Annotated in this window: 23 protein-coding genes and 2 pseudogenes; 18 read left to right on the top strand and 7 right to left on the bottom strand. The window is 70.4% G+C overall.

The annotated features are described in order from the left end of the window. Positions 1-71: 71 nt before the first annotated feature. Positions 72-1,317: pseudogene (locus tag Q4V64_RS19250) on the bottom strand (IS110 family transposase). A gap of 625 nt (positions 1,318-1,942) precedes the next feature. Here Q4V64_RS19250 and Q4V64_RS19245 point away from each other — a divergent pair. Beyond that, positions 1,943-3,745: a DUF6055 domain-containing protein gene (locus Q4V64_RS19245; RefSeq protein WP_303710631.1), complete on the top strand. Its 1,803-nt coding sequence runs from the start codon at positions 1,943-1,945 to the stop codon at positions 3,743-3,745. 434 nt (positions 3,746-4,179) lie between these two features. Here Q4V64_RS19245 and Q4V64_RS19240 read toward each other — a convergent pair whose 3' ends face one another. After that, a complete protein-coding gene (locus tag Q4V64_RS19240) occupies positions 4,180-5,676 on the bottom strand; it encodes an alginate lyase family protein (protein WP_124442182.1) in 1,497 nt (498 codons plus the stop codon). A gap of 148 nt (positions 5,677-5,824) precedes the next feature. On the opposite strand from Q4V64_RS19240, the gene Q4V64_RS19235 reads away from it, so the two are divergent. The 5 genes from Q4V64_RS19235 (at position 5,825) to Q4V64_RS19215 (ending at position 8,105) form a co-directional block, all read left to right on the top strand. Beyond that, complete coding sequence (locus tag Q4V64_RS19235; protein WP_124441908.1) at positions 5,825-6,199, top strand: VOC family protein; 375 nt, start codon at positions 5,825-5,827, stop codon at positions 6,197-6,199. A gap of 16 nt (positions 6,200-6,215) precedes the next feature. Continuing rightward, positions 6,216-6,380: a hypothetical protein gene (locus Q4V64_RS19230; RefSeq protein WP_172629342.1), complete on the top strand. Its 165-nt coding sequence runs from the start codon at positions 6,216-6,218 to the stop codon at positions 6,378-6,380. 105 nt (positions 6,381-6,485) lie between these two features. After that, on the top strand, positions 6,486-7,085 hold the full coding sequence (locus Q4V64_RS19225; RefSeq protein ID WP_124441909.1) for a sulfite oxidase-like oxidoreductase: 600 nt from the start codon (positions 6,486-6,488) through the stop codon (positions 7,083-7,085). After that, positions 7,055-7,810, top strand: coding sequence for a ferredoxin reductase (locus Q4V64_RS19220; protein ID WP_124441910.1), 756 nt, complete (start codon positions 7,055-7,057; stop codon positions 7,808-7,810). Before Q4V64_RS19225 ends, Q4V64_RS19220 begins: the two co-directional genes overlap by 31 nt. 1 nt (position 7,811) lies before the next feature. After that, positions 7,812-8,105 (top strand): DUF6510 family protein, encoded by a 294-nt coding sequence (locus Q4V64_RS19215; protein WP_124441911.1) that lies wholly within the window; start codon positions 7,812-7,814, stop codon positions 8,103-8,105. 27 nt (positions 8,106-8,132) lie between these two features. Here Q4V64_RS19215 and Q4V64_RS19210 read toward each other — a convergent pair whose 3' ends face one another. Beyond that, a complete protein-coding gene (locus Q4V64_RS19210) occupies positions 8,133-8,435 on the bottom strand; it encodes a hypothetical protein (protein ID WP_124441912.1) in 303 nt (100 codons plus the stop codon). A 212-nt stretch (positions 8,436-8,647) separates the two neighbouring features. Here Q4V64_RS19210 and Q4V64_RS19205 point away from each other — a divergent pair, with 212 nt between their 5' ends. Both Q4V64_RS19205 and Q4V64_RS19200 read left to right on the top strand, forming a co-directional pair. Then, entirely contained in the window at positions 8,648-9,073 is a 426-nt protein-coding gene (locus tag Q4V64_RS19205; protein ID WP_172629343.1) for an Hsp20/alpha crystallin family protein, read from the top strand. A gap of 167 nt (positions 9,074-9,240) precedes the next feature. Beyond that, a complete protein-coding gene (locus tag Q4V64_RS19200; RefSeq protein ID WP_124441914.1) occupies positions 9,241-9,747 on the top strand; it encodes a DUF2267 domain-containing protein in 507 nt (168 codons plus the stop codon). A gap of 36 nt (positions 9,748-9,783) precedes the next feature. Here the strand turns inward: Q4V64_RS19200 and Q4V64_RS19195 are convergent, their stop codons facing one another. Next, a complete protein-coding gene (locus tag Q4V64_RS19195; RefSeq protein WP_172629344.1) occupies positions 9,784-10,305 on the bottom strand; it encodes a hypothetical protein in 522 nt (173 codons plus the stop codon). A 118-nt stretch (positions 10,306-10,423) separates the two neighbouring features. On the opposite strand from Q4V64_RS19195, the gene Q4V64_RS19190 reads away from it, so the two are divergent. Both Q4V64_RS19190 and Q4V64_RS19185 read left to right on the top strand, forming a co-directional pair. Then, positions 10,424-11,107, top strand: coding sequence for an alpha/beta hydrolase (locus Q4V64_RS19190; protein ID WP_124441915.1), 684 nt, complete (start codon positions 10,424-10,426; stop codon positions 11,105-11,107). A gap of 43 nt (positions 11,108-11,150) precedes the next feature. Continuing rightward, complete coding sequence (locus Q4V64_RS19185; protein ID WP_124441916.1) at positions 11,151-12,818, top strand: glycosyltransferase; 1,668 nt, start codon at positions 11,151-11,153, stop codon at positions 12,816-12,818. Positions 12,819-12,874: 56 nt separating this feature from the next. Here Q4V64_RS19185 and Q4V64_RS19180 read toward each other — a convergent pair whose 3' ends face one another. Continuing rightward, positions 12,875-13,249 (bottom strand): hypothetical protein, encoded by a 375-nt coding sequence (locus Q4V64_RS19180; RefSeq protein WP_253267133.1) that lies wholly within the window; start codon positions 13,247-13,249, stop codon positions 12,875-12,877. A 52-nt stretch (positions 13,250-13,301) separates the two neighbouring features. Between Q4V64_RS19180 and Q4V64_RS19175 the strand changes: the two genes are divergently transcribed. The 4 genes and pseudogenes from Q4V64_RS19175 to Q4V64_RS19165 all read left to right on the top strand — a co-directional run bounded on the left by Q4V64_RS19175 (position 13,302) and on the right by Q4V64_RS19165 (position 16,399). Then, positions 13,302-14,216 carry a class I SAM-dependent methyltransferase gene (locus tag Q4V64_RS19175; protein ID WP_124441917.1) on the top strand — a complete coding sequence of 305 codons (915 nt, stop codon included), beginning with the start codon at positions 13,302-13,304 and terminating at the stop codon, positions 14,214-14,216. A 27-nt stretch (positions 14,217-14,243) separates the two neighbouring features. Beyond that, complete coding sequence (gene argG, locus Q4V64_RS19170) at positions 14,244-15,698, top strand: argininosuccinate synthase (protein ID WP_124441918.1); 1,455 nt, start codon at positions 14,244-14,246, stop codon at positions 15,696-15,698. Next, positions 15,695-15,932 (top strand): annotated as a pseudogene (locus Q4V64_RS55080) (hypothetical protein). Before argG ends, Q4V64_RS55080 begins: the two are co-directional and overlap by 4 nt. A gap of 92 nt (positions 15,933-16,024) precedes the next feature. Further along, a complete protein-coding gene (locus tag Q4V64_RS19165) occupies positions 16,025-16,399 on the top strand; it encodes a DUF4345 family protein (protein ID WP_124441919.1) in 375 nt (124 codons plus the stop codon). Here Q4V64_RS19165 and Q4V64_RS19160 read toward each other — a convergent pair. Further along, positions 16,342-17,958, bottom strand: coding sequence for an alpha/beta fold hydrolase (locus Q4V64_RS19160; protein ID WP_124441920.1), 1,617 nt, complete (start codon positions 17,956-17,958; stop codon positions 16,342-16,344). The two genes, Q4V64_RS19165 and Q4V64_RS19160, sit on opposite strands and share 58 nt — an antisense overlap. A 276-nt stretch (positions 17,959-18,234) precedes the next feature. Next, entirely contained in the window at positions 18,235-19,392 is a 1,158-nt protein-coding gene (locus Q4V64_RS19155; protein WP_124441921.1) for a substrate-binding domain-containing protein, read from the bottom strand. Positions 19,393-19,669: 277 nt separating this feature from the next. Here Q4V64_RS19155 and Q4V64_RS19150 point away from each other — a divergent pair, with 277 nt between their 5' ends. From Q4V64_RS19150 to Q4V64_RS19135, 4 genes are read left to right on the top strand one after another with little or no spacing between them, the layout of a single operon-like run. After that, positions 19,670-22,447: an ATP-binding protein gene (locus Q4V64_RS19150; RefSeq protein WP_253267134.1), complete on the top strand. Its 2,778-nt coding sequence runs from the start codon at positions 19,670-19,672 to the stop codon at positions 22,445-22,447. Then, a complete protein-coding gene (locus tag Q4V64_RS19145; RefSeq protein ID WP_124441923.1) occupies positions 22,428-22,904 on the top strand; it encodes a roadblock/LC7 domain-containing protein in 477 nt (158 codons plus the stop codon). Before Q4V64_RS19150 ends, Q4V64_RS19145 begins: the two co-directional genes overlap by 20 nt. A gap of 49 nt (positions 22,905-22,953) precedes the next feature. Next, on the top strand, positions 22,954-23,394 hold the full coding sequence (locus tag Q4V64_RS19140) for a DUF742 domain-containing protein (RefSeq protein WP_124441924.1): 441 nt from the start codon (positions 22,954-22,956) through the stop codon (positions 23,392-23,394). Then, positions 23,342-23,956, top strand: a complete 615-nt coding sequence (locus Q4V64_RS19135; protein ID WP_124441925.1) for an ATP/GTP-binding protein — start codon at positions 23,342-23,344, stop codon at positions 23,954-23,956. The genes Q4V64_RS19140 and Q4V64_RS19135 overlap by 53 nt, the downstream gene beginning before the upstream one ends. The last annotated feature ends 38 nt before the right edge of the window (positions 23,957-23,994 follow it).

The raw sequence follows: 23,994 nt of genomic DNA, 5'->3' as shown, positions 1-23,994 counted from the left end.
GTCAGGGTGGTGGTGGGCAGGTCTGGGTGCCCGGTGGCCGTGGTGGTCGCCGGGTGTCCGGGTTCTGGGTGTCAGGCTGCGCCCTCGATCGGGTTGAGGGTGACGGTGTAGCCGAGCTGGTTGAGTGCGGTGATCGCGCGGCGGGTGGCGCGTTCGGGGTCGCGCTGGGCGAAGTAGGTGCCGCCGAGCTCGTGGTAGGGGACGTTGTCGGTGAGCATGTGCCAGATCGCGGTGATGATCGAGTGCTCGACGGCGACCAGGGCCCTGAGTGGGCCGCGCCGGGCGGTCAGCCGCTTGTAACGGGCTTGCAGGTAGGTGTTGTTGGTTCTCACCGCTCCGAACGCCGCGAGGCCGAGGGCTCCTTTGAGGTACGGGTTGCCGGGGCGGACCTTGGTGTTCTTGGTGCGGCCGGCGGACTCCTGGTGGCCGGGGCAGACCCCGGCCCAGGACGCGAGGTGTTTGGCGGTGGTGAACCGGGCCATGTCGCCGCCGGTCTCCGCGATGATCACTTCGGCGACGGCCTGGTTGATGCCGGGGATGGTGTCGAGCAGGTCCAGGGCGGGCCGAAAGGGAGCCATCACCTCCTCGATCCGCGTATCCAGCTGTCCGATGGCGTCGGTGAGCTGGTCGTAGTGGTCCAGGTGCAGCCGGGTGAGGAAGGCGTGGTGGTCGCGGAAGCGGGCCGGTCAGGGCCTCGGTGAGTTCGGGGATCTTGTTGCGGAGCTTGCGTTTGGCCAGGTCCGCGAGCGTCTGCGGGTCGCGTTCGCCGACGATGAGGGCCTCCAGCATGGCCCGGCCCGAGACGCCCATGATGTCGGAGGCGACCGCGGCCAGCTTGATCCCGGTGTCCTCCAGCAGCTTCTCCAGTCGCTGCACGATCTGCCCGCGCTCGCGGGTCATCTGGGTGCGGGCCCGGGTCAGATCCCGCAGTTCGCGCACCGGTGCGGGTGGCACGAACGAGGGGCGGACCAGGCCGTGGGCGCCGAGCTGGGCCAGCCAGGCGGCGTCGGAGACGTCGGTCTTGCGGCCGGGCAGGTTCTTGACCTGCCGCGCGTTGACCAGGATCACGTTCAGGTCCTCGGCCAGCAGGTAGTAGAACGGTTTCCAGTAGTCCGAGGTCGCCTCGATCACGACGAGTGTGACCTCGGCAGCGAGCAGGTGATCCCGCAGGGCGAGCACGGCGTTCGTGGTCGAGCCCCAGGTCGTGGTCTCGTTGGTGAACGAGCCACGCCGTTTCGTACTCGGGCTGCGGACGCACGCCTTGGCGTCCTTCTTGCTGATGTCCACACCGGCGCAGCGTTCGTGCAGCACGTCCACGGCCCCGCTCCCTCCCTCACCGAATGGCCAAGCGGTACGCCGTTCCGGGAGGGCCAGGGTGGAACAGGAATTCTGACGCCCGTGCTCACAGCAACACTCCACGGTTCCCGTGGACGGCCCTCAGCGCCACGCTGACCTGCGAGCTCACCGGCATCACAGAGCAATCGGCTTCGGCCGGAACGAACCCCACCAGCGTCCCGGACCGACACCAGCCCACGTCAGGGCACACAAGAAGCACCTCGGCGCACGCCACGGCATTTACCACGCCCCCGGCGCGCACCGGAGGTGCGCTGGATCGCTGACCTGTGGAAACAGCCGTATATGGGCATTCTGCGGGGCCAGGAACCGTGACCGTTCCGTGACCGCGAGGCGTGATCGGGGCACGCAGCATGACGCCCCGACTGACTCCGGCCTGACTGACGTCCCGGACCTCGCCTTCACCGACGGGAGAGTGTGGCACTCCGTGCGCCAGGTGAAGATATGGGGGCTTATGTTGCTCCTGGGCTGCTGTCGCTGATATCAGATCAACTCCCGTGCCACGATGGCGGTTCCGCCAGGAACGCGGAGCCCCCCACCCCCTTCCTGAATAGAGCCCCCCACCATGACGGCCACCGAACGTTCCCCCTTGAGATCCATCCAACGCCTATGTGCCGTGCTGGCGATATGGGCGCTGGGCGCGGCCCTGGCCGTCGCGCCCGCGTCGGCGCGTCCGGACACCGCGGCGCAGCGGCCGACGGCACGAGTGGCGTCGGCGACGGCGGAGAAGGCCGTCTACATCCCGACCAACTGGGACGGGATCGGCGAGCTCCCGTGGGCGCGGGACCGCACCAAGGAGTCGGCGAACTTCGTCCTGCTGTGGGGCGAGAAGTCGGGCACCGACCCGAAGAACGCTCCGGAGGACTACCGGTTCGACCCGGACGACATCCTCAGTCAGCTGGAGAAGCTGTACTCCTTCTACATGGACACGATGAAGTTCACGCCGGAGGCGGGCCAGTTGGCCAAGTACAAGATCGACGTGGTCATCACGCGGACCTGGAACGTCCCCGGGCTCGATGACTGGGCCGCCGGCGGCTACGAGGAGCTCGAGGAAAAGGTCGGCGCCATCAAGATCGCCCCCGCCGCCGCGGCGCCTGGTTCCTGGGGCCTGGCCCACGAACTCGGTCACGTCTTCCAGTTCCTCACCTACCTCGGTAAGGACGGCGACGGGGGTTTGACCGACAAGTCGGCCCAGACGTTCTATGAAACCAGCGCCGAGTACATGGCGATGCAGGTGTACCCGGACGGTGGCGCAGGCGACCTGAGCCGGTTCCTGCGCACCGAGAACCTGGCGTACTCCTCCGGCCGCCACCAGTACGGCAACTGGATGCTCGTGCAGTACCTGGTCGACAAGTACGGCGGCATGAAGGCCTTCACTGACATCTGGAACCAGGCGAAGAACACCGAGCACCCGCTGGAGACGTACCGCCGCATCAACGACCTGACGCAGGATCAGCTCAATACGAGGATCGCCGAGTACGCCCAGCACCAGGTCACGTTCGACTACTCCAACCGCGGCCACTTCATGCCGTTCATCAACAACATGCATGGCGCGGGCTTCATCAACGCCTACAACGGCGTCCCCGTCAAAGCGGTGAACCGGCGGACCGGCCACTACGCGATCCCGGACGCCCTCGCGCCCTCCGACTACGGCTACAACAAGATCAAGCTGGTGCCCGCTCGTGACGGCGCCCGGATCAAGCTGCACTTCAAGGGACACGCCAGCGAGGCCGCCGGCTCCGGCTGGTCGTACGGTTTCGTCGCCGTCAAGGACGGCACCCCCCGGTACGGAGCTGTGTCCAGCAGCCCCGACGGCCAGATCAGCTTCCAGACCCGGCCCGGTGAGAAGGAGGTCTACCTCGTCGTCACCGGCACACCGAAGACCGTGCACCACTACGGGTCCCTCGACGGCTATACCAAGAACCACCGATACCCGTACGAGTTCCGCATCAGCGGTGCCACGCCCTCCGGCCACGAACCCGGCTACAAGAAGCCGGCCGCGAAGGGCGGCGGCCACTGGCACCCCAACGGCGGCGGCTGGGTCGACGACCGTGCCAAGGTCGCCTCCACCGTCTACGTCGGTCCGCGCGCCGCGGTCAACGGCGAATCGACCGTGACCGGCAACGTCCGCATCGAGGGCCTGGCCTGGGTCAACGGGGACGCCAAGGTCAGCGGTGACGTGGTGGTCAAGGACAACGCGATCGTGCAGGGCGGGGCTGACCTGTCCGGCGACCTCGTGCTCGGCGGCGACGCCGAGATGTGGATTCCCTGCTCGGCCGGTACGTATCTGATGTTCGACCCCGACCGCGGATGCGACGGCAAGGGCGGCGAGACCGACATCAACCTGCCCCACGGCACGTTCACGGACAAGGAGCTCGCGATCACCCGCTAGTGCCGCGACAGGCAACGTTTGCCCTTCAAGGAGCGGCGTCCGGTGCGTGCTCTCGGCGTGCCGGCCGGAAGGCTCCGTCGATGGACCGGACGTACTTGGGCTTCCGGCCGGTGCGGCGAGTGGGGGCACCTCCCACGCCTTTAGGACAGTGGGGGAGCGTGCCGGGCGTCGCGACGGGGCGAACGTTGCCTGTCGCGGCACTAGGACCTGGGAACCTGGCCGCAACCGTCACGGCCGGGCCAGCCGCGTGGCCCTTACGACTGCGTGTCTTAAGAGCCTGCCTCAAGGGCCTGGGGGACCCCATGGGCGGCTCCCGACCCACAGAGGGCGGCAGCCCGTAAGCGCCGGGCTGCCGCGACCTACCCCCGCCCAGCACCCACGCCGGGCGGCTGGGCAGCAGGCGGTGTCCTCCGATCCCCCCGCCGACGACGCCCTCAGCTATGAGCGCCGCCGCGCCGAACCCGGTCCCGCCGCCGCAGGAACAGCAGCCCCCCAGCGATCGCGGTGATCCCCGCCGCGGCGGTCCAGCCGACGATGTCATCGGAGCCGGTCGCGGCAAGGTCACCGCCGCCCGCCGGGGAGGCGGACGCGGAGGCCGTAGCCGTACCGCCCTGCGGCCGGGCACCGGCACCGGCACCGGAACCGGCACCGGAACCCGCCCCCGAGCCCCCACCCACCGCACCGGACGCCGACGCGGCCGGCCTCGGCGAAGCCGCCGTATCGGCCGCCTTGTCCCGCGTGAACGCCAGCGTGCCGAAGCCGAGTTGGTCGTAGCCACCGCTGTTGGGACCGTAGTCCCCACCGCCACCCTCCGGCGCGGCCTGGGCGGCGATCCGGGTGACGTACGTGGCCGACATCCCCCGGCGCTTGGTGTAGTGGTTGGCGATCATCGCCCAGATCGGCCGCTGCATGCCCGGGTCCACGCCCGCGGCCTCGGTCGCGGTCTCGCTGCCCGACCAGCCGTTGATCGCGCCCTTCGCGCGGGTGTTGGCGGTGTAGGCCACATCCCCGCCCAGGCTCCACTTGGCCACGTACTGGGCGCCCTTGAGGAACCGGCTGTCGTCGTAGCCGTACAGGTCGATCCCTTGGTTCCACGCCATCTCGCACACCGTGCCCATCAGGCCGACGCCGAGCAGCGCGTGCCCCTGGTCGCGGCCGGCCTCCACCCACTCGGCGAGACCGTCGTCGTGCACGACGGGGATGGCGTGCTTGATCGAGCCCATCCCCTCACCGTTCTTGAAGTAGTCGACCGCGCGGGCGACTTGGGCCTTGTCGTCGCAGAAGATGCCGGTGGCGAGCACGCAGGCGATCGCGCACAGGTCCCAGTTGGGCCAGTAGTTGGTGATGACGGCGCCGTTGTGGTCGGCCAGGAAGCGGTCGCTGAGCGGTGCGAAGACGTTGCTCAGCATGTCCTGGAACCGGCCGAGCTCGAAGTCGCCGTGGTCACGGACGAGTTCGGCGGCGTTCGCGAACTGGTAGCCGTAGAGCCCGGCGGCGAGGAAGGCGTCCGCGGTGCCTTTCAGATCGGTCAGCTTGGCCGACCAGGCGTTGATGATCGCCACGGCGGTGTCGAGGTGCGCGCTGTCGCCGCTGACGTGTCCGCGCAGGGCGTTCTGGTAGGCGGCGTGGATGTCGTTGTAGAGGGTCGTGTAGTTCTGCGGGCTGCCCGCCCCTCGGTACACGGTGGCCTGCGGGTTGGCCGTCCAGCTGCTCGCCGAATGCCGGTTGGCGGTCAGCTTGGCGAAGCCGGCGGTGTAGGGGGCGGCGCCCGCCTTCACCTTGGCCGCCATGCGGTCGAGGTCGGCGAGGGTGTGCAGCAGGCCGGGGTGCGCGTATGCGGTGCCGGCGGCCGCGGCGGCCGCGGCGGGGCTGGGGGCGAGGGCGGTACCGATGCCGACGGCTCCGGCGGCGACGCCTGCGGCCTTGAGCATGGACCGGCGGCTGATCTCTCGTGTCACGGCTTCGTTCCTCGGGGTCGAATCGCGTGCCTGTGGCTGGGACGGTGAGGAGACGAGCGGAAGACCCCGGGGATAACGAAAACTGGAGCCCCGACATGACGAGCGCGAGGAGTGACGCCCGATGACCGTCCGCAGAATCGTCCCCAACATCCAGGTCGCGTCCGCGGAATCGATGCGCACGAGCAGCGACTTCTACGGCCTGCTCGGCTTCGAGGAAGTCATGGACATGGGCTGGGTGACGACCCTCGCCTCACCCGCCAACCCCACCGCCCAGGTCAGCTTCTTCACCGAGGAGCGAACGGCACCCGTCGTCTCCGACCTGAGCGTGGAGGTCGAGGACGTGGACGCGGTGTGCGCGCAGGTGGCGGCGTCGGGCGCGGAGATCGTGAGGGAGCCGCGGGACGAGGAGTGGGGCGTGCGGCGCTTCTTCGTACGGGACCCGAACGGGCGGGTGGTGAATGTGTTGCAGCACCGGACCGGGAAGGCGTCCCGGTGAGCCGCCAGGACGGCGTGTGCACGATCGGCCGCGAGGGCGTCAACTTGCACTCACCGGAGCCGGGCTGATCCGCCTGACCGCAGAGGTCTCCTGGAGCAGCATTCTGCTGGCCGCCGCCGTCGTCGCTGTCCGCAAGATCGCCGTGATCGGGGTGGGGGCGACCTCGCGGCTGTCGCCGTGACCCGCAGCCTGCGCCGCCTTGTCCGTTCACCCCCAACAGATGCCGTGCCGCGCGACGTCATCGACAATGGAAAGCGGTGCACTTCCACAGAACGGCGGGCACGGCATGGCTGTCGTTTCACGCGGATTCCGCGGCCGACCAGGCGATACCCACCACAGACTGCCTCCCGGGCAGTACGAGACCACCGACTTCCCGGTGCTGTCCGCCGGGCCCACGCCGAGGGTCGATCGTGACGCATGGGAGTTCACCGTCCGCACCGAGACGGGCGCGCGGCACAGCTGGACCTGGGCGCAGTTCATGGCGCTGCCCAGCCAGACGCCGACGGTGGACCTGCACTGCGTCACGAAGTGGTCGAAGTTCGCCACCGAGTGGCAGGGGGTGTCCTTGGATCTCCTTCTGGAGGAGGTGGAGACCGCCGCCGAATTCGCGCTCGTCCACTCCTACGGCGGCTACACGACCGACCTGCCCCTGGAGGACCTGCTCGACGGGAAGGCGTGGATCGCCTACCGCTACGACGGCGAGGACCTGGCGCCCGAGCACGGCGGCCCGGCCAGGCTGCTGGTCCCGCACCTGTATCTGTGGAAGTCCGCGAAGTGGGTGCGCGGGATCCAGCTGCTCCTCGAGGACGAACCGGGCTTCTGGGAGAGCGCCGGCTATCACGACTACGGGGACCCATGGCGCGAGCAGCGGTACCAGGGCGACTAGGCGCCCGGCTGCGCTGGAAGACGGCCCGGCTGGCCGACCGGCGCCCCGAGTCCTCCGCCGCACACACCCTGGTCTTCGACGTACCCGGCTGGCCGGGCCATCTGGCGGGCCAGCACGTCGATGTGCGGCTCACCGCGGAGGACGGCTACAGCACACAGCGAAGCTACTCCCTGGCATCGGCGCCGGACGGCGAACGCGTCGAACTGACGGTGCAGCGCGTCACCGACGGCGAGGTCTCCCCGTACCTCACGGACGAACTCGCGGTCGGAGACCTGACAGAGCTGCGCGGACCGGTCGGCGGCTGGTTCGTGTGGCGCCCCGAGCAGAAGGAACCGGTCCTTCTCGTGGCCGGCGGCTCCGGCCTGGTGCCGCTGATGGCGATGATCCGCGTCCGCCGCGCGGCCGGCAGCCGTACGCCCTTCCGGTTGGTCTACTCCGTGCGCACACCCGAAGACCGGCTCTACGTACCCGACCTGCGCCTGGACGATCCCGGCCTCGACAAGACGTACCTCTACACCCGCTCCGCCCCGCCGCAGTGGCCGAGGCCCGCCGGGCGGCTCACCGCGGCGGACCTGTCGCGCGCCGGGTGGCCCCCGGAGTTCGAACCCACCTGCTACGTCTGCGGTCCCACCGGCTTCGTCGAAACGGCCGCCGACCTGCTGGTCGCCCTGGGCCACGCCCCGGACCGGATCCGCACCGAACGTTTCGGCCCCAGCGGAGGATGAGATGCCCCACCACCCCCACCCGGACCCGTACACCGGCCAGTACGAGGACGGCAACGCCCTGGCCGGGCCCCTCTCCGAAATCCTCGCGGTCGATCCGACCACCGCTCTCGGCTGCTGCACCGGGTGCGGCAGCCAGTGGCGTCTGGCGCGGCTGCACGTCTACGCGCACGCCCCGGGATACGTCGGCCGCTGCCCCGACTGCGACCACGTGATCCTCCGCCTCGTCCGCAGCCCGGACAAGGCCTGGCTCGACCTCCGCGGCACCGTCGCCCTCACCTTTTCCCTCGACACCTGACGCTCCAGGAAGCGGGCTTCGGCGGCCTCAGCCGTTCCGGTCCGCCACCGCCCACGACACCAGGGCCACGGCCCCCGCCACCCCGAACACGGCAGGCCAGGCGCCCACCTTCTTGGCCAGGGGGTGGGAACCGGCGAAGGCGGCGACGTACGCGGCCGTCAGGGCTCCCGCTGCCTTCCCGCCCGCCTGCTGCCGCCACTGCCGCCCTGCCGCGGCCCCCACGACGGCCAGGACCGCGCCGCCCAGCTCCCGCCTCCTGGTCCAGCGTGCGACGCCGTATCCGCCGACGAGCCCGCTCGCGGCGACCACTGCGCTCGGAACCTTGGCCATGCCTGCCTCCTGCTGTCTGGTGCGTCCCGGGATGCCCCGTCCCTCCGGTTGACCCGAGGCCCCTCCGGTTGACCCGAGGTTAGCCCTCACCTTGGGCGACGCCCTGAACCTGAGTCCGGGCTTGTCAAGTTTCCTCCCCCGAGTTATATAAGAAGCCGTAGGGCATCTGCTGCACCGCTGTGACAGCGCCTGATGAGAGGAGATGGACTGTGATGCTCATGCGTACCGACCCCTTCCGTGAACTCGACCGACTCGCGCAGCAGGTCTTCGGTACCACCTCCGAACGCTCCGCGATGGCCATGGACGCCTACCGGTCCGGGGAGGACTTCCTCGTCCACTTCGACCTGCCCGGCATCGACCCCGAGACGATCGAGCTGGACGTCGAACGCAACGTCCTGAACGTCCGCGCCGAGCGCAAGTCCCCCGCCCCCGAGGGCGCGGAACTGATCGTCGCCGAGCGCCCCACGGGTACCTTCACCCGCCAGCTCTTCCTCGGCGACACCCTCGACACGGACCGGATCGACGCCTCGTACGACGCCGGCGTCCTGACGCTGCGCATCCCGGTGGCCGAGCAGGCCAAGCCGCGCCGCATCCAGATCACGGGCGGCGGCAGCGACCGCAAGCGGATCAGCAGCTGACACAACCGAGGAATCGAAGGAATCGAAGTCCAGGCACCCCAGCCTGGCACCGAAATGCAGGACCGACCCGTAGGAGCAGCGTCCCGCGAGCGCGCGCCCGCAGTTTCCCTTCGCGCGCCCGCGGGACGCCGTGCGACCACTCCGAGGAACGGAGGAGGACCCCCGACATGACCGTACTGAGCATGCGACCCGCACCCGCGCCACGGCAGCCACGGCAGCCACGGCAGCCACGGCAGCCACGGCAGCCAAGCCAGAGCGAGCTCCGGCAGCAGAAGGCCAGATGGACCGACCTGGTCGACGCGGTACAGGACGCCGGCCAGTACCCCACCAGGGCGGAGGCGGAACGCGTCACCCGGATCGTCCTGTCGGCCCTCGGCGGCCATGTGATCGGCGACGAACGCGTCGACCTCGCCCGAGCCCTGCCCGAGGAGGCGGCCCGGGTGGTCGCGTCCCAGATCCCGGCGACCCGCCGGCTGACGGCAGCGGAGTTCGTGGACGCGATCGCCCGCCGGATCGAGGGCGCCACGTCGGCCACGGCCCGCTGGGACGTCAGCTCGGTCCTGAGCGTCCTGCCACCGCTGATCGGCGACGACCTGGTGGACCGTATCCTCGCCCAGCTCCCACCGGGATACGCCCTGTTGTTCGGCCGCGCGGAACTGACACCGACGGCCTGACCGACGGCCTGACCGACGGCCTGACCGCCGGCCTGTTCAAGGGGCGCCCGCCCGCCGGGTTTCGCCCTCTCCGCGTGCCCCGCCGCCCCGGAGGCGCAGCTCCGTGACATAGCCCGCGGAGATCGCACACCCGGCGGCGGCGAGGCCGAAGCCCACCACGGCGGGGTTGACGTAGCCGGGCACGTCGTCGGTGGTGTAGCTCCCACCGCCCTTCGTCTCGCACACGTAGTCGAGCGGCGCCCAGCTCACCGAGTAGTCGACGATCCCGTCGCCGCTCCGCTCCCGCTCGAGCCAACCGGACGTACGGCAGGCCCGATTGGGCGCCGAGTCCGTCCCCCCGTCCTCCGCCTCCATGATCGCCCCGGCGACCCCGAGCAGCCCCCACGCGTATACGGCGACCGCCCCGGCCCCCGAGATCGAGGCGAAACCGCGCAGCGCCTTCGGCAGGCTCGTCCGCCGCAGCCCCTTCTCGGCCAGACTGCCGCAGCCGCGCCCGAGGAGCGCGCAGGCGGTGATCGAGAGCACCACGACGAGCAGCATGACCAGCAGGAACAACATCGCGGCCCCCCGTATGCGTCAATGAGTCCGCAGAGTCCACCACCCCCGCCCCACCCAGGCTGTGGTGGAGCCCACAGTTCCGGCAACAGGACCGCCACAACGGCTCGTGAAGCACCGAATGCCAGACCTGACCGCCCGTCTGCTCGCCGCCGGCCACCGCGTGGTGGCGTACGACGCCAGAGGCCACGGCGCGAGTATCCGCCGCCCCCCGACCACGACCCGTGCCGCCCACGTCGAGGACGCGGTCACCCTGATCCACGCCCTGGCCCTGGCCCCCGTAACCCTGATCGGCCAGTCCCTGGGCGGCCATACGGCGATGCTGCTGGCGTCGGCCCGCCCGGATCTGGTGGATTCCCTGATCCTCGTGGAGGCGGGCCCGGCGGGCCCGAGCCCCGATCTCCCGGCCCGGATCGCGGCCTGGCTGGACAGCTGGCCGATCCCCTTCAAGTCCCTGGAGGAGGCAACGGCGTTCCTGGGGCACGAAGCGTGGGTGCGGGGACTGGAGCAACGCCGGGACGGCTGGTACCCGCGAACGGACCGCGACACGCTGATCGACTCCGTCGCGGAGCCGGCCGCGAACGCCTACTGGACGCAGTGGTCGCGGATCCGCTGCCCGACTCTCCTGATCCAGGGCGAGAACGGCACCATGCGCCCCGACGAACCGACCGCCATGCCGGCCGCCCGACCGGCCACCGCCCACACCGTCATCCGTGACGCGTCCCACGACGTACACCTGGACCAGCCCGAGGTGCTCTGTGAGGCGATCGTGACTTTCCTTAAGGAACGCTTGCCGGATCCTTAACGTTTAGCGAACAAAGGGGATTTGGTTTTTTGGGGGGAAGTTGATGATCAAGGTAAGCATTGTGGTGCCCGTGTACAACGCGGGCCATTACATCGAGCTCTGCGCCCCGTCGCTCATCAACCAGAGCCTCGGCCGGGACGCGTTAGAGATCATCTACGTCGACGACGGCTCGACCGACGACTCCGCCGAGCGCCTCGACCGCCTGGCGGCCCAGCACCCGCACGTCCGCGTGATCCACCAGGAGAACTCCGGCTGGCCCGGCAAACCGCGCAACGTCGGCATCCGCGCGGCCCGCGGCGAGTACGTCCAGTTCGTCGACCAGGACGACGAACTCACCCCCGAGGCCCTCGAACGCCTCCACCGCCTCGCCACCCGCAACGGCTCCGACATCGTCCTCGGCAAGGTCACCGGCACCATGCAGGGCCCCAGCAGCCTCTTCAAACGCACCGTCGAGCACTGCACGGCCGAGGACATGCCCCTCTTCGAGAGCCTGACCCCGCACAAGATGTTCCGCCGCGACTTCCTGCTCGAGCACGGAATCGAGTTCCCCGAGGGACCGGTCCGTCTGGAGGACCAGCTCTTCATGGCCCGCGCCTACCCGCGGGCCAAGTCCGTCGCCATCCTCGGCGACCACCCCTGCTACATATGGAACCGCCGCGACGACGGCGGCAACACCAGCGGACGCGCGACCGCCCCCGAGGACTACTACGGCCATCTCCGCACGGTCGTGGAAGCCATCAAGGAGGCCACCGAACCCGGCCCCCTCCAGGACCACTTCCTGCGCCGCTCCTACCGCGTCGAACTCCTCCGCCCCGTCAGCGAACCCCGCGTCCTGCAACGCACGGGCAAGGCCCTCGAACGCCACTTCGGCGTCGTGCGCCGGATGGCCCTCGACTGCTACCCGCCCGGCGTACGGGAGGGACTCCCGGCGATCAGCCGACTCAGAGGACATCTGCTGGAGGAGGGCCACCTGGAGTCCCTGGTCGAACTCGCCCGGAGAACCCAGGCGATCAAGCCGCACCTCTCCCTCGACGACATCCGCTGGAAGTCCGGCAGACTCCGCCTCACCACCACGATCGGCATGATCAGCCCCGACGGCCGCCCTCTCACCCTCGTGGAACGGCACGGCCGTCTGCTCCTGGACCCCGACCTCCTCGACGGCATCAAGGGCGCCGAAGGGTGGGAGGCCCCGCACCCCCTCGGACACGCGCGCGGCGAACTCCTCGTCCACGACACCGCCCGCAACCTGTGGTGGTTCCCGGACGCCGACCTCAGCCCGCGCACGGAACCCCTCGGCGGCGGCCGGCACCGCGTGGTCCTCACCGGCGAGACGTCCATCGACCCGCTGACGCTGGCCGGAGGAGACGCGATGGAGCCCGGTACGCACCTGGTGTGGGCCAGCGCCCAACTCCTCGGCATCGGCCGCCGGACCCGCCTCATCCCGGACGGCGAGCGCCCCCGCCCCGCCACGATGAAGCTCGGCACCCCGTCCCGACTGATCCTCCCCACCTGGGGCGGCCCGGGCGGTCAACTCCGCCTGGCCGTGGGCCAACCGGGCCGAGCCACCGTCCCCCAGCGCATCCTCCTGCACACCACGGCCACCCCCCGCCTGCGCCGCACCACCCGCGACCTCCTCCACCACCTCCCGCCGGACCTCCGCCGCCGAGCCCACAGGCTGGCACGCCGGGCGGACCCGTGGAGCGGGAGGTGAGCCGGACCTGATGCCCTCGGGGACGGTCGTCGGCCTGAGGCCGAGCCGGCGGGGCGCTACGGCTCCTGCCCCTCGCCCCCCTCACCCGGCGGGCGTCGAATCCGCACCACGCCCGCGTCCAGGTCGACCCGGAAGGGCTGGTCCTCCGCCGGTTTGACGTTCTTGCGGACGCGTTCCTGCTCCATGGCCCGCTTCACCGCCTGCGCACCCGGGTCGCCCTCCTGCAGGAACTCGACCCCGATGGACGACAAGCCCTTCCGCTTGCGCCAGTAGATCCAGCCCCGGCGTTCGGCCCACAGCAGGAGGCGGTCCAGGAGAAAGACGACCAGACCGAGCACGCCGAGACCGACCACGACACCGCCCACGACCCCCATCGCACGCACCATGCCGGACCAACGGCCGGGCAGCCGCCCCAGGTTCCGGACGGCCACTTATCCGGTAATCCGGTGGCGATCTCCGAAGGCACGTAGCTAGCGTCGAGCCATGATCCACGAGAACCCACTCGCATACCTGCTGGGCCTCGAAGGCATCGCGCTCCTGCGCTCATTCACCGGCGAGTTCGACCAGGACTTCGTCGACTCCCGCCTCGCCGAGATCCGAAAGCTGCTCGACGACGAATCGCTGGCGAACGCGGCCGTCGACGTCGCTCGCGTGAACACGGTCGATGGCTACCGGATCTGGTCCGAGACGTACGACGGCCCCAACTCGGCCTTCGAGTACGACGAACCCGTCCTCGCGGAACTCGTCGCCGACCTGCCGAAGGGCGTGGCCCTCGACGCCGCCTGCGGCACCGGCCGGCTCTCGGCCCTGCTCGCCGAACGCGGCCACCGGATCATCGGCGTGGACAGTTCCCCCGACATGCTCGCCCGGGCCCGCGAACGTGTGCCGGCCGGCGATTTCCACCTGGGCGACCTGAGCCGGCTGCCCGTGCCCGACGATTCCGTGGACCTGATCGTCTGCTCCCTGGCGTTGACGCACGTCCCCGACCTGAAGCCGGTGCTGGCGGAGTTCGCCCGAGTACTGCGCCCGGGCGGACACCTGATGACGTGCGACATCCATCCGGACCGGCTGGAGCGGGGCGCGATCCCACCCGTACGACTGCCGGACGGCAGGCCGGGACGCCTGGCGAGCCACCGCCACCTGGTCGGCGACTACCTGCGCGCCGCGCTTCCGCTGGGACTCCAGGTCCGCCGCTGCGAGGAACCCACGGCGCCGCCGGACACACGACAGGACACGCCGCCGGACACGCCGAGCGAGCCGGCAACGGAACCGGGCCCGTGGGAGGTCTGGCCCTGGTCCCTGGCCGACATGGTCCCCGAGGCGGCGGCAGCGGCCAACGCGGTCCCGGCCATGCTCATCTGGCACTTCCGGCTGACCGACCCGGCCGGCTTTGCATGATCATGCAATTCTATGCATACTCTTCCTATGTCCAAGGTCCTCACCTCCCTTCCCGCCGGCGAGCGCGTCGGCATCGCCTTCTCGGGCGGCCTCGACACCTCGGTCGCGGTCGCGTGGATGCGCGACAAGGGCGCCGTCCCGTGCACGTACACCGCCGACATCGGCCAGTACGACGAGCCCGACATCGCCTCGGTGCCCGGCCGTGCGAAGGCCTACGGCGCCGAGATCGCGCGCCTGGTCGACTGCCGCGCCGCGCTCGTCGAGGAAGGCCTGGCCGCGCTCACCTGCGGGGCGTTCCACATCCGCTCGGGCGGGCGTGCCTACTTCAACACCACGCCGCTCGGCCGCGCCGTCACGGGCACCCTCTTGGTGCGGGCGATGCTCGAGGACGACGTACAGATCTGGGGCGACGGCTCGACCTTCAAGGGCAACGACATCGAGCGGTTCTACCGCTACGGCCTGCTCGCCAACCCGCACCTCAGGATCTACAAGCCCTGGCTGGACGCGGACTTCGTGACCGAGCTCGGCGGCCGCAAGGAAATGTCGGAGTGGCTGCTCGCCCACGGCCTGCCCTACCGCGACAGCACGGAGAAGGCGTACTCCACCGACGCCAACATCTGGGGCGCCACCCACGAGGCCAAGACCCTGGAGCACCTGGACACCGGCGTGGAGACCGTGGAGCCGATCATGGGCGTGCGGTTCTGGGACCCGTCGGTCGAGATCGTCGCCGAGGACGTGACGATCGGCTTCGACCAGGGCCGCCCGGTGTCGATCAACGGCAAGGAGTTCGCCTCCCCCGTGGACCTGGTGATCGAGGCCAACGCCATCGGCGGCCGCCACGGCATGGGCATGTCGGACCAGATCGAGAACCGGATCATCGAGGCCAAGAGCCGCGGCATCTACGAGGCGCCCGGCATGGCCCTGCTGCACGCGGCCTACGAGCGCCTGGTCAACGCGATCCACAACGAGGACACCCTCGCCCAGTACCACACCGAGGGGCGGCGCCTGGGCCGCCTGATGTACGAGGGCCGCTGGCTGGACCCGCAGGCGCTGATGATCCGGGAGTCGCTGCAGCGCTGGGTCGGCTCGGCGGTCACCGGCGAGGTCACCCTGCGACTGCGACGAGGCGAGGACTACTCGATCCTCGACACCACGGGCCCGGCGTTCAGCTACCACCCGGACAAGCTGTCGATGGAACGCACCGAGGACTCCGCGTTCGGCCCGGTGGACCGGATCGGCCAGCTCACCATGCGCAACCTCGACATCGCCGACTCGCGCGCCAAGCTGGAGCAGTACGCCGGCCTCGGCATGATCGGCACCGGCAGCCCCGCCATCGGTGCGGCCCAGGCGGCCGCGACCGGCCTGATCGGCACCATGCCGGCCATGCCGGAGGGCGGCGCCGAGGCCATCGCCTCCCGCGGCGAGGTCTCCAAGGACGACGAGCTGCTGGACCGCGCCGCGATGGAGTCCGGCACGGACTGACGGCGTCGGCGGGCCTTCCCTGCGCGGAGCCGGACTCCCGGCACAGTGCTCGGCGTTTCTACGCCGAGCAGCTCGGCCTCGAGCCCGTCGACCAACGGCCCGGCGGTCTGCTGTACCGGTGCGGAGGCACCGAGTTCGCCCTGTTCAAGTCGACGGGAACCTCGCCCGGCACCTTCACCCAGGTTCCGCGACAGCGAGGGCAACCTGCTGGGCATCGGCCAGCCGGTCGTTTGAGCGGAGCGGCGCGTCACCCCTTATTCCGGTTACTCCGGCCTTACTCCGGAGGTAATTGAAGCCGCACGCGCTTCGGCGGCAGCCTCTCCGTCATGTCTGCTGTCTGGATAGGTGTCGTCGCTCTCTTCTTCCTCGGCATGGGCTTCCTCGGCCTCGTCGCACCCACGGTGCTCATCCGCCCCTTCGGTATCGAACTGACCGTCCCGGAAGCCCGCGCCGAAGTCCGCGCCGTCTACGGCGGGTTCGGTGTCGCGATCGGAGGCCTGCTCGGCTGGGCGGCTCTCGATGCTGCCGGCGATCTGCAACGGGGCATCGTGCTGGCGGTCGCTGTGGCGCTGGCGGGCATGGCTCTGGGTCGTCTGGTGGCCCGTGCGGTGGAGCGCCCGTCGGCGTTCTATCCGGCGTGGTTCTATTTCTGGGTCGAGGTGGTGGGGGCCTGCCTGCTGGGCGCATCTGCCGTCGGGTGACCGCGGCCCGCCGCCCCTTCCAGCGCGTTCCGTGCGCTGTCGCAGGTCAGATCGCGTGAGGGCAGCTTGCCGGTGTCCAGGTAGACATTCACCTGCCGGTCCGCACAGGCGTTGCCGTACTCGCCGTAGACGCCGTGCTGGATGGCGCCCGGCAAGGTGATCAGTCGGGACCTGGACCACTGGTCACGTATCCGCACTGCTCCGGCGTGGATCGTGCGGGGATCGCCGGTCGCGCTCACCAGCAGCGCCGGTACGTCGTTGTCGAGCACGGTCGGTGCCTCGGCCGGCCGGTCCCAGAACTCGCAGGCGGAGATGTTGTTCGCCAGCGGACCGGCGAGAGGGTAGGCGACACGGCTCGCCTGGACGGCGCGCCAGTAGCTGTCGATCCCGCGCCGTTCGGCGACATCCCCGCAGATGATCGCGGTCTGCACGCTGCCCACCTGCGAACCCGCCTTGGTCGTCATGAACTCCAGCAACTCGGCCAGCTCCGGCCCCGGCCGCACCGCCGGGTCGCGGTCGGCAGCGCGCGCCAGGACCTGCGTGGTGGTCGCCAACCGGGCCCGACGCTCGTCGAGATCACTGGCCAGACCGGCGAAGAACACGACCGGCACGAAGTGCTCGTCCACCCGGAAGTCCCCGACCCGCAACGGTTCCTCGGCCGCCGCCCGCTGGATCCGGTCCACCGTGGCCAGCACGGCGCCGGCCGTGTCGCCGAGGCCGTACCAGGCATCGCGGGCGGCCGTCCATGCGGCCCACGCGCGCAGCGACCGCTCATTGGCCGGCTCGGTACCCGCGAGCAGCGTCGGGCTGTACCGGCCGGGATCGATGACCCCGTCGAGAACCACCCGGTCGGTGCGGCCGGGGAACATCTGCGTGTAGACCTCGCCGAGATAACTGCCGTAGGAATAGCCGAGGTAGGAGATCCGCTTCGCACCCAGCGCGGCCCGGACCACGTCCATGTCGCGGGCGGTGTTGCGGGTCGTGACATACGGCAGCACATCGCCGTTCGTCCGCCGGCACCGCTCGGCCAGGTCACGCTGAAGGGCGACGGACCGCTTGAACGAGGCCCGGTCGTGGCCGGCCGAGAAGACGGGCTGACCGATGTCCCACCCGCAGTCGAGCGGCGTGGAACGGCCGACGAACCGCGGGTCCATGCCGATCAGGTCGTACTTCCGGGCGACCTTGCCCATGGCCGCCCCCACAGTGAGCGGCATGCCCAGGCTCGGACCGCCGGGTCCGCCGTCGTTGAGCAGCAGCGGGCCGACGCGATGCGCCGGGTCGGTGGCGGGAAGGCGGGAGAGGGCGACGGTGATGGTCCGCCCGCCCGGGTCGGTGTAGTCCAGCGGCACGGTGAGGTCGGCGCACCGGGCGCCTGCCGCGTCGAGTTTCCGCCCCGTGGTGTCGTCGGGGCCGAGAGCGCAGTCGTGCCAGTCGATGCGCTGGGCGTAGTACCGCCCCAGCCCCACCGGCTCCGTAGCCGCGGCGGGTAACGCCGCTGCCCCTATGGCCAGCGCCGCGGCGCCGGCGACGGTCATCCGTATCCGTGTAGTGGTCCGCATCTGTCGCACGCTAGGCCGCGGACGCTTCCACCTCACTCCGGCCATCCCCCGGATCTGCGCTGTGGCCAGCCCCATTCCGTCGGACTCGAAGGCGTTGGACTGCAGGCGCCGCAGCGTCTCGGTGAGGACCTCGGAGCTGATGCCCCAGGGCGGGCCGGGCGGCCCTGGACGGCAATGTGCTCACCCGGTAATTGGCAGATCTGTTCCACCGGCCCGGCCCTCATGGGTGGGGTTTTCCTTCGCGAGGGTGGAACAGATCTGCCAATTACTCCCGGTCTACTTGGCCCAGATCTTGCGGTAAGCCTCGCGGTAGCCCTCGGAGTCCCAGGAGAGTGCGCCGCCGCTGTTGGCCGCGGTGGTGATGTGGACGGGGGCGACGTACCCGCTGGCCGGCTTGTCGGCGAAGGCGCGGTTGAACTCGTCGATGATCTGCCAGCCCTGTTCGGACAGCGGCTCGGGCACGGTGGCGGCCTGGAACTCCTTGCCGTTGATGCGTTGGAAGGCGGACGGATCACCGTCACCCGCACCGATGTTGAACGGGGCACCGCCACCCTCTCGGCCGGCGGCGCGCAGGGCGGGGGCCGCGTGGTCGAAGTACAGGTCGTTGATGGCGGCGGAGTGGGTCCACCTGTCGCCGAAGCGTGAGGCCAGGGAGGAGACCCTTTCGATGGTGAGGCTGTTCGCCTCTGGGATGGGGATGTTCTCGTAACTCAGCAGCTTGACGTCGGAGCAGGTGGAGAGTTCCTTCTTGATCAGGTCGGACTTGCGCTTGGCGAAGGGGATCGAGGCGTCGGTGAACAGGACGACGCCCGCCCGGCCGTTGGACCGCGCGATGATCCAGTCGGCGCTGATCTTCGCGACCTCCTCGACCCTTGTGGTGATGTTGCTGAACAGCTTCGGCGTCTCACTGGGGCCGGGAGCGGTTAGGGCGTGCCAGCCGATCAGCGGGATACCGGCGGCGTCCGCCTGCTCGACCTGCGCGGCGACGGAGGTGGGGTCGAAACCGCCGACGACGATGCCGTCGGGCCCGAGGGCGAGGGCCTCGTCGAAGGCGGCCTTGATTCCGGCGGACGTGCCCTGGCCGTTGATGGTGCGGACGTGCCAGCCGACGACGTCGGCGGCTTCCTGGACGCCCGCGGCGACGCCCGCGACACCGGGGTTGGTCAGGGTCTGGGCGATGTAGACGATGGTCTTGTCGGGGACGGCCCGGGGTCCGCCGGTCGGTCCCGCCCAGGGGGAGTTGACGTCCTCGGCCGTCTTGACGGCCCGCTTGGCCTCGGCGAGGGCGGTGGGGCAGCCGGGTCTGGACGAGCCGTCGGGGGACCCGGCGACGGATTCGGCGGTGGAATCGCTCTCGCAGCCGGCGACGACGGTGATGGTGGCCGCCGCCAGGAGGGCGGTGGCCGTCACGGCCGCCTTGCGGGTGGGGTGCACGGGGTCTCCAACACAGGGCAAGAGGCGGACGAAGCATCACGTTCGGAAGATACTTCAGGTACTTCACAAAGATTTCGTAATGGATTTTTGATGCCAGATCCTGTCATGCCACCGTAAACACGGCTACGCTCACGAGCGGTTCCAGACACATGGCGCGATCCTTCCGCTCCTCTCAGCGATGACGGCGGCGAAAGTGTCACATCCCGTGCGGACCGATCGGCGGTCCGTCAACCACGACACCTCCGTCCCCGCTCAGCAACAGTCGAAGGAGGCCCGGGTGTCCGCGACCACAGGGAACCCGCCGCTCGCACCCGACCCGCCCGGCCATGCCGACCGAGCCTCGCGGCTGCGCCGGCAGGCGGCGACCGTTCTGGACCGGTGGCCCTTCCGGCGCAAGCTCAACGTCCTGGTGATCGCTCCCATCGCGGCCGTCGGCGTGCTCCTCGGCATCGGCGCCTACGGTCAGGTGCGGCAGGCCCAGGACGCGGCCCGGATCGCGGACCTGGTGCGCGACAGTGAACAGGTCACGAAGCTCATCAACGACGTACAGGCCGAACACCGGCAGGCACTCCTGCTCTCCGTGCAGTACGACGAGGCCCGCCCCGGAGTCCGCCTGCCGCCGACCAGCGACTACCGCCGGGCACACCAGAAGACCGACGCGCAGGTCGCCGCCGTACGCGCGGAGTTCGCCTCGGACCTGCCGTTCGAGGAGGAGCAGGCGCTCGCCTACATCCGTGGCCTCGGCGTCCTGCGCGAGAAGCTCGAGCGGGGCTATGTCCCCGCCGCCAACATCGACCCCGCTTACGCCTCCGCGGTCGAGTACCTGATCGACGGCATCGGGCTGGACCGTTACTCCGACACCTCGTCGGTCACGACACTCCTCGACACGGTGCTGCGCGCCGACGCCGCCCACGCGGCCTTCGAGAGCGCCGTGTTCTCCGCGCAGACCCGTGACGCCAACGCCCTCACCGAGTACAGCCGGGCGGTCGACGCCCGCGGGCTCTACGACTACCAGTCGGACCGCTTCCAGCGCATCGCCACACCGGCCCAGGTCATGAGCATGAACGGCATCGAACGCGGTGCCGAGCGGTACGGCATCGCCGCCCGGTTCACGGAGCTCCAGATCGATCCCGGCGCCCTGCAGACCCAGACGCCGGACCAGCTCCGCAAGGCGATCGCCAGTGGAACCCGGCAGTCCGAATCCCGCCTCGCCATCACCCGGTCGTTGATCGAGCAGACCGCCGCCCGGGCCGACGCCGTGTCCGCGGACGCCCTGCGCAACGCGCTGTACCTGCTCGGCATGGCCCTGCTCGGCTTCGCCGTCTGGCTGTCCTTCTGTGTCCTGGTGCGACGCTCGGTCGTACGCCCCCTGTCGGCCCTCACCGGCGCCGCCCAGCAAGTGGTCGAGGTGGCGGGTGAGGAACTCGCCCGGGTCGCCGACGACGAGTCCGGCGCCGGCACCCCCCTGCGGCCGCGGCCGATCCCGGTCCCGGTCCGCGACGAGATCGGCGAACTGGCCGAGGCGTTCAACCAGGTGCAGGTCACCGCCGCCCAGCTGCTGGAGCGGCAGGTACTGAGCCGCCGCAACGTCGCCGAGATGTTCGGCAACGTCGGCCGCAGGGTGAGCAATCTGACGACACGGCAGCTCGACCTGATCGACGCCATCGAACGCGAGGAGACCGACTCCGACCTCCTCGAACGGCTGTACCGCGTCGACCACATCGCCGTACGCCTCCAGCGCAACGCCGACAGCCTGATGCTGCTCGCCGGAATCCGGGAAACCGGCATCGAGGCCCGGCCGGCACCCCTGGCCAACGTCATCCGGGTGGCCCTCGGCCAGATCGAGGGCTACCAGCGGGTGACCCTGCGGTCCGAGACGGAGGTCACCGTCGCACCCGACATCATCGGCGACCTGACGCTGATGCTCGCCGAACTGCTGGAGAACGCGGTCGCGTTCTCGCCCTCCCACACGACCGTCGAAGTGGTCGTCCGCCCCGGTACCGACATCACCGAGGACGGCGGGGCGCTCATCGAGGTCATCGACCACGGCCTCGGGATGAGCGCGGAGCGCTTCGCCGAGGAGAACGCCCGGCTCGTACGCCGGGAACGGCTCGACGTCGTACCGACCAAGGTGCTCGGTCTCTTCGTGGTCGGCAGCCTCGCCCGGCGCTGGGGCGTGCGCGTGACCCTGAGCCGTACATCGGGCGGCGGGGTCACCGGCACCGTCTGGATCCCCGCCGCGCTTCTGCTGACCATGAGCCCCGTGGACCCCCCGCGGCCCGCGGACACGGGCCGGTTCGGGACCGTGACGGCGTTCCCGGCGAGGACCGGGCCGGTCGGACCGTCGCACGAGACCGCCGCGCCCACGCCGCCACTCGTACAGGCATCCGCCGCCGCTGTCCCCCAGCAGCGGTCGGAGGCACCGCCGCCGCCCGGCACGCTCCCCCGCCGCGTCCCGGCCCGCACCGGCGCGGAGCCGGCCACCGCGGAGGGGACTGCCGGGGAGCCGGCCACCGCGGAAGCGACCGCTGCGGAGACCGGCGAGGGGACCGTCGGGGAGACCGGCGAGGGGTCCGCTGTGGGGACCGGCCGGGGGCTCGCTGTGGAGACCGGCCGGGGGCCCGCTGTGGAGACCGGCGAGGGGACCGCCGTGGGGACCGGCGAGGGGACCGCCGTGGGGACCGGCGAGGGGCCCGCCGTGGAGACCGGCGAGGGGCCCGCCGTGGAGACCGTCCGGGGGCGCACCACGTCCTCCGGGTCCTCCGGCCAACCGCCCGCCGTTCGGGCCTCCGGGACGCTGCGGCGGCGGGTACGGGGTGCCACCCTCACCAGGACCGCGTCACCGGCCGACCGAGGGGCGTCAACCGCCCGGCCGCCCGCCGACGCCGAAGCCGTCCGCTCGGAACTCGACGAGTTCGAAGCAGCCGTACGCCGGGCGAAGCAGGACAGCGCTCACGCCCGGACGGAGCCGGCACCGGCACACCACCAGGAATCCCAGAAGTCGCACCACCAGGAATCCCAGAAGGAGTCGGGCAGTGACCACGTCGACAGCTGACAGCAGTTCCGAGCGGCCGGAACCGACCGATCTGCGAGCCGCCGCGGCCGATTTCGCCTGGCTGCTCGACCGGTTCGCCACCGACACCGCCGGTGTGGTCGACGCCATCGCGGTGTCGTCCGACGGCCTGCTGATCGCCGTATCCGACCTGCGCGAGCACGCCGACTCCGAGCGGCTCGCCGCGATCGTGTCCGGCCTGACGAGTCTCGCCGCGGGCGCCTCCGGCAACTACGGTCTCGGCGGCCTCGACAAGGTCATCATCGACCTGGAGGGCGGCCATGTGCTGCTGTCGGCCATCGGCTGCGGCGCCGTCCTCGGCGTGGTGACCTCCAAGGAGGCGAAGCTGGGCAACATCGCCTACGAGATGACCCTCTTCGCCAACCGGGCCGGGGCCGCGCTCACCCCCCAGCTGGTTCTGGAGCTGAAGAACAGTGTCGGCGCGGCGCCGGCCGGCTGACCGTTCCGTGGCCGAGCCAGCGGTACAGGCACTTGAAGAAGGGGTCGTGATGGCCGTCGGTGGACCACCACACGAGGCAGCGGGGGACGCCGGGGACTCGCCGGAGCCCACCGGACGCGCCCGTGGGATCCGGCCGTTCCTGCTGACCGCCGGCCGGGTGTCGGGCGGCGGCGCCGCTCCGCCCATCCCGGTAGAAACCCAGCTCGTGTCGACCGCGGCCGGGCTCTCCGTCCTCCACTCACTCACTTTCGAGCACCACGACATCATCGCGACCTGCCGACGGCCGCAGTCGGTGGCGGAACTGGCCGCCGCACTGCGACTGCACCTCAACGTGGTCCGCGTGCTGGCCGAGGACCTGTGTGCCGCAGGGCATCTGTCGATTCACCGGCCGAACGCCAGGACCACCCAGGATCTCTCCGTACTGCGAAGGGTTATCGATGGTCTCCGTGCCGTCCCCGACTCACCGGGCCCACTCCGTGACACCCGTTGAACAGCCTCCGACACCGGTCAAGCTGGTTGTCGCCGGCGGCTTCGGAGTGGGCAAGACCACGACCGTGGGCTCGATCTCCGAGATACGACCGCTCACCACGGAAGCCGCGATCACCGAGGTCGCGGCAGGAGTGGACGATCTCACCCACACACCGGGCAAGACCACCACCACGGTCGCCATGGACTTCGGCTGCATCACCATCGACGCGACACTGAAGCTGTACCTGTTCGGCACCCCGGGCCAGGACCGGTTCGGCTTCATGTGGGACGACCTGGTGGAGGGCGCCCTCGGCGGTCTGGTGATCGTGGACACCCGCCGACTGGACGACTGCTACGCGGCGGTGGACTACTTCGAGGACAAGGGCATCCCCTTCGCGGTGGCCGTCAACGCCTTCGACGGGGAGGTCGAGCACGACCTCGGCGAGGTGCGATGGGCACTGGACGTCGCCGAGCACGTCCCCCTCGTCGTCTTCGACGCCCGGAGGACAGGCTCGGTCCGCGACGCTCTGCTGGTCGTCCTGGAAGTCGCCCTGTCCCGCGCCGAGGCCGCCGCGAGGCCCTGACGGAACGACCAACCGGCTGATCGCCGTCGCCGCCGGGT

Origin of the sequence: Streptomyces sp. NL15-2K (assembly GCF_030551255.1) — a bacterium.
Classification (GTDB): domain Bacteria; phylum Actinomycetota; class Actinomycetes; order Streptomycetales; family Streptomycetaceae; genus Streptomyces.
This window is presented reverse-complemented; position numbering and strand designations above follow the sequence as displayed.

Coding starts and splice junctions, on each gene's coding strand:
- Q4V64_RS19220 (WP_124441910.1), top strand. CDS start 7,055: ATGGCGCGAGCAGCGGTACCAGGGCGACTAGGCGCCCGGCTGCGCTGG.
- Q4V64_RS19240 (WP_124442182.1), bottom strand. CDS start 5,676: ATGCTCAAGGCCGCAGGCGTCGCCGCCGGAGCCGTCGGCATCGGTACC.
- Q4V64_RS19190 (WP_124441915.1), top strand. CDS start 10,424: ATGCCAGACCTGACCGCCCGTCTGCTCGCCGCCGGCCACCGCGTGGTG.
- Q4V64_RS19235 (WP_124441908.1), top strand. CDS start 5,825: ATGACCGTCCGCAGAATCGTCCCCAACATCCAGGTCGCGTCCGCGGAA.
- Q4V64_RS19135 (WP_124441925.1), top strand. CDS start 23,342: ATGGTCTCCGTGCCGTCCCCGACTCACCGGGCCCACTCCGTGACACCC.
- Q4V64_RS19185 (WP_124441916.1), top strand. CDS start 11,151: ATGATCAAGGTAAGCATTGTGGTGCCCGTGTACAACGCGGGCCATTAC.
- argG (WP_124441918.1), top strand. CDS start 14,244: ATGTCCAAGGTCCTCACCTCCCTTCCCGCCGGCGAGCGCGTCGGCATC.
- Q4V64_RS19215 (WP_124441911.1), top strand. CDS start 7,812: ATGCCCCACCACCCCCACCCGGACCCGTACACCGGCCAGTACGAGGAC.
- Q4V64_RS19205 (WP_172629343.1), top strand. CDS start 8,648: ATGCTCATGCGTACCGACCCCTTCCGTGAACTCGACCGACTCGCGCAG.
- Q4V64_RS19200 (WP_124441914.1), top strand. CDS start 9,241: ATGACCGTACTGAGCATGCGACCCGCACCCGCGCCACGGCAGCCACGG.
- Q4V64_RS19175 (WP_124441917.1), top strand. CDS start 13,302: ATGATCCACGAGAACCCACTCGCATACCTGCTGGGCCTCGAAGGCATC.
- Q4V64_RS19140 (WP_124441924.1), top strand. CDS start 22,954: ATGGCCGTCGGTGGACCACCACACGAGGCAGCGGGGGACGCCGGGGAC.
- Q4V64_RS19160 (WP_124441920.1), bottom strand. CDS start 17,958: ATGCGGACCACTACACGGATACGGATGACCGTCGCCGGCGCCGCGGCG.
- Q4V64_RS19225 (WP_124441909.1), top strand. CDS start 6,486: ATGGCTGTCGTTTCACGCGGATTCCGCGGCCGACCAGGCGATACCCAC.
- Q4V64_RS19165 (WP_124441919.1), top strand. CDS start 16,025: ATGTCTGCTGTCTGGATAGGTGTCGTCGCTCTCTTCTTCCTCGGCATG.
- Q4V64_RS19210 (WP_124441912.1), bottom strand. CDS start 8,435: ATGGCCAAGGTTCCGAGCGCAGTGGTCGCCGCGAGCGGGCTCGTCGGC.
- Q4V64_RS19195 (WP_172629344.1), bottom strand. CDS start 10,305: ATGTTGTTCCTGCTGGTCATGCTGCTCGTCGTGGTGCTCTCGATCACC.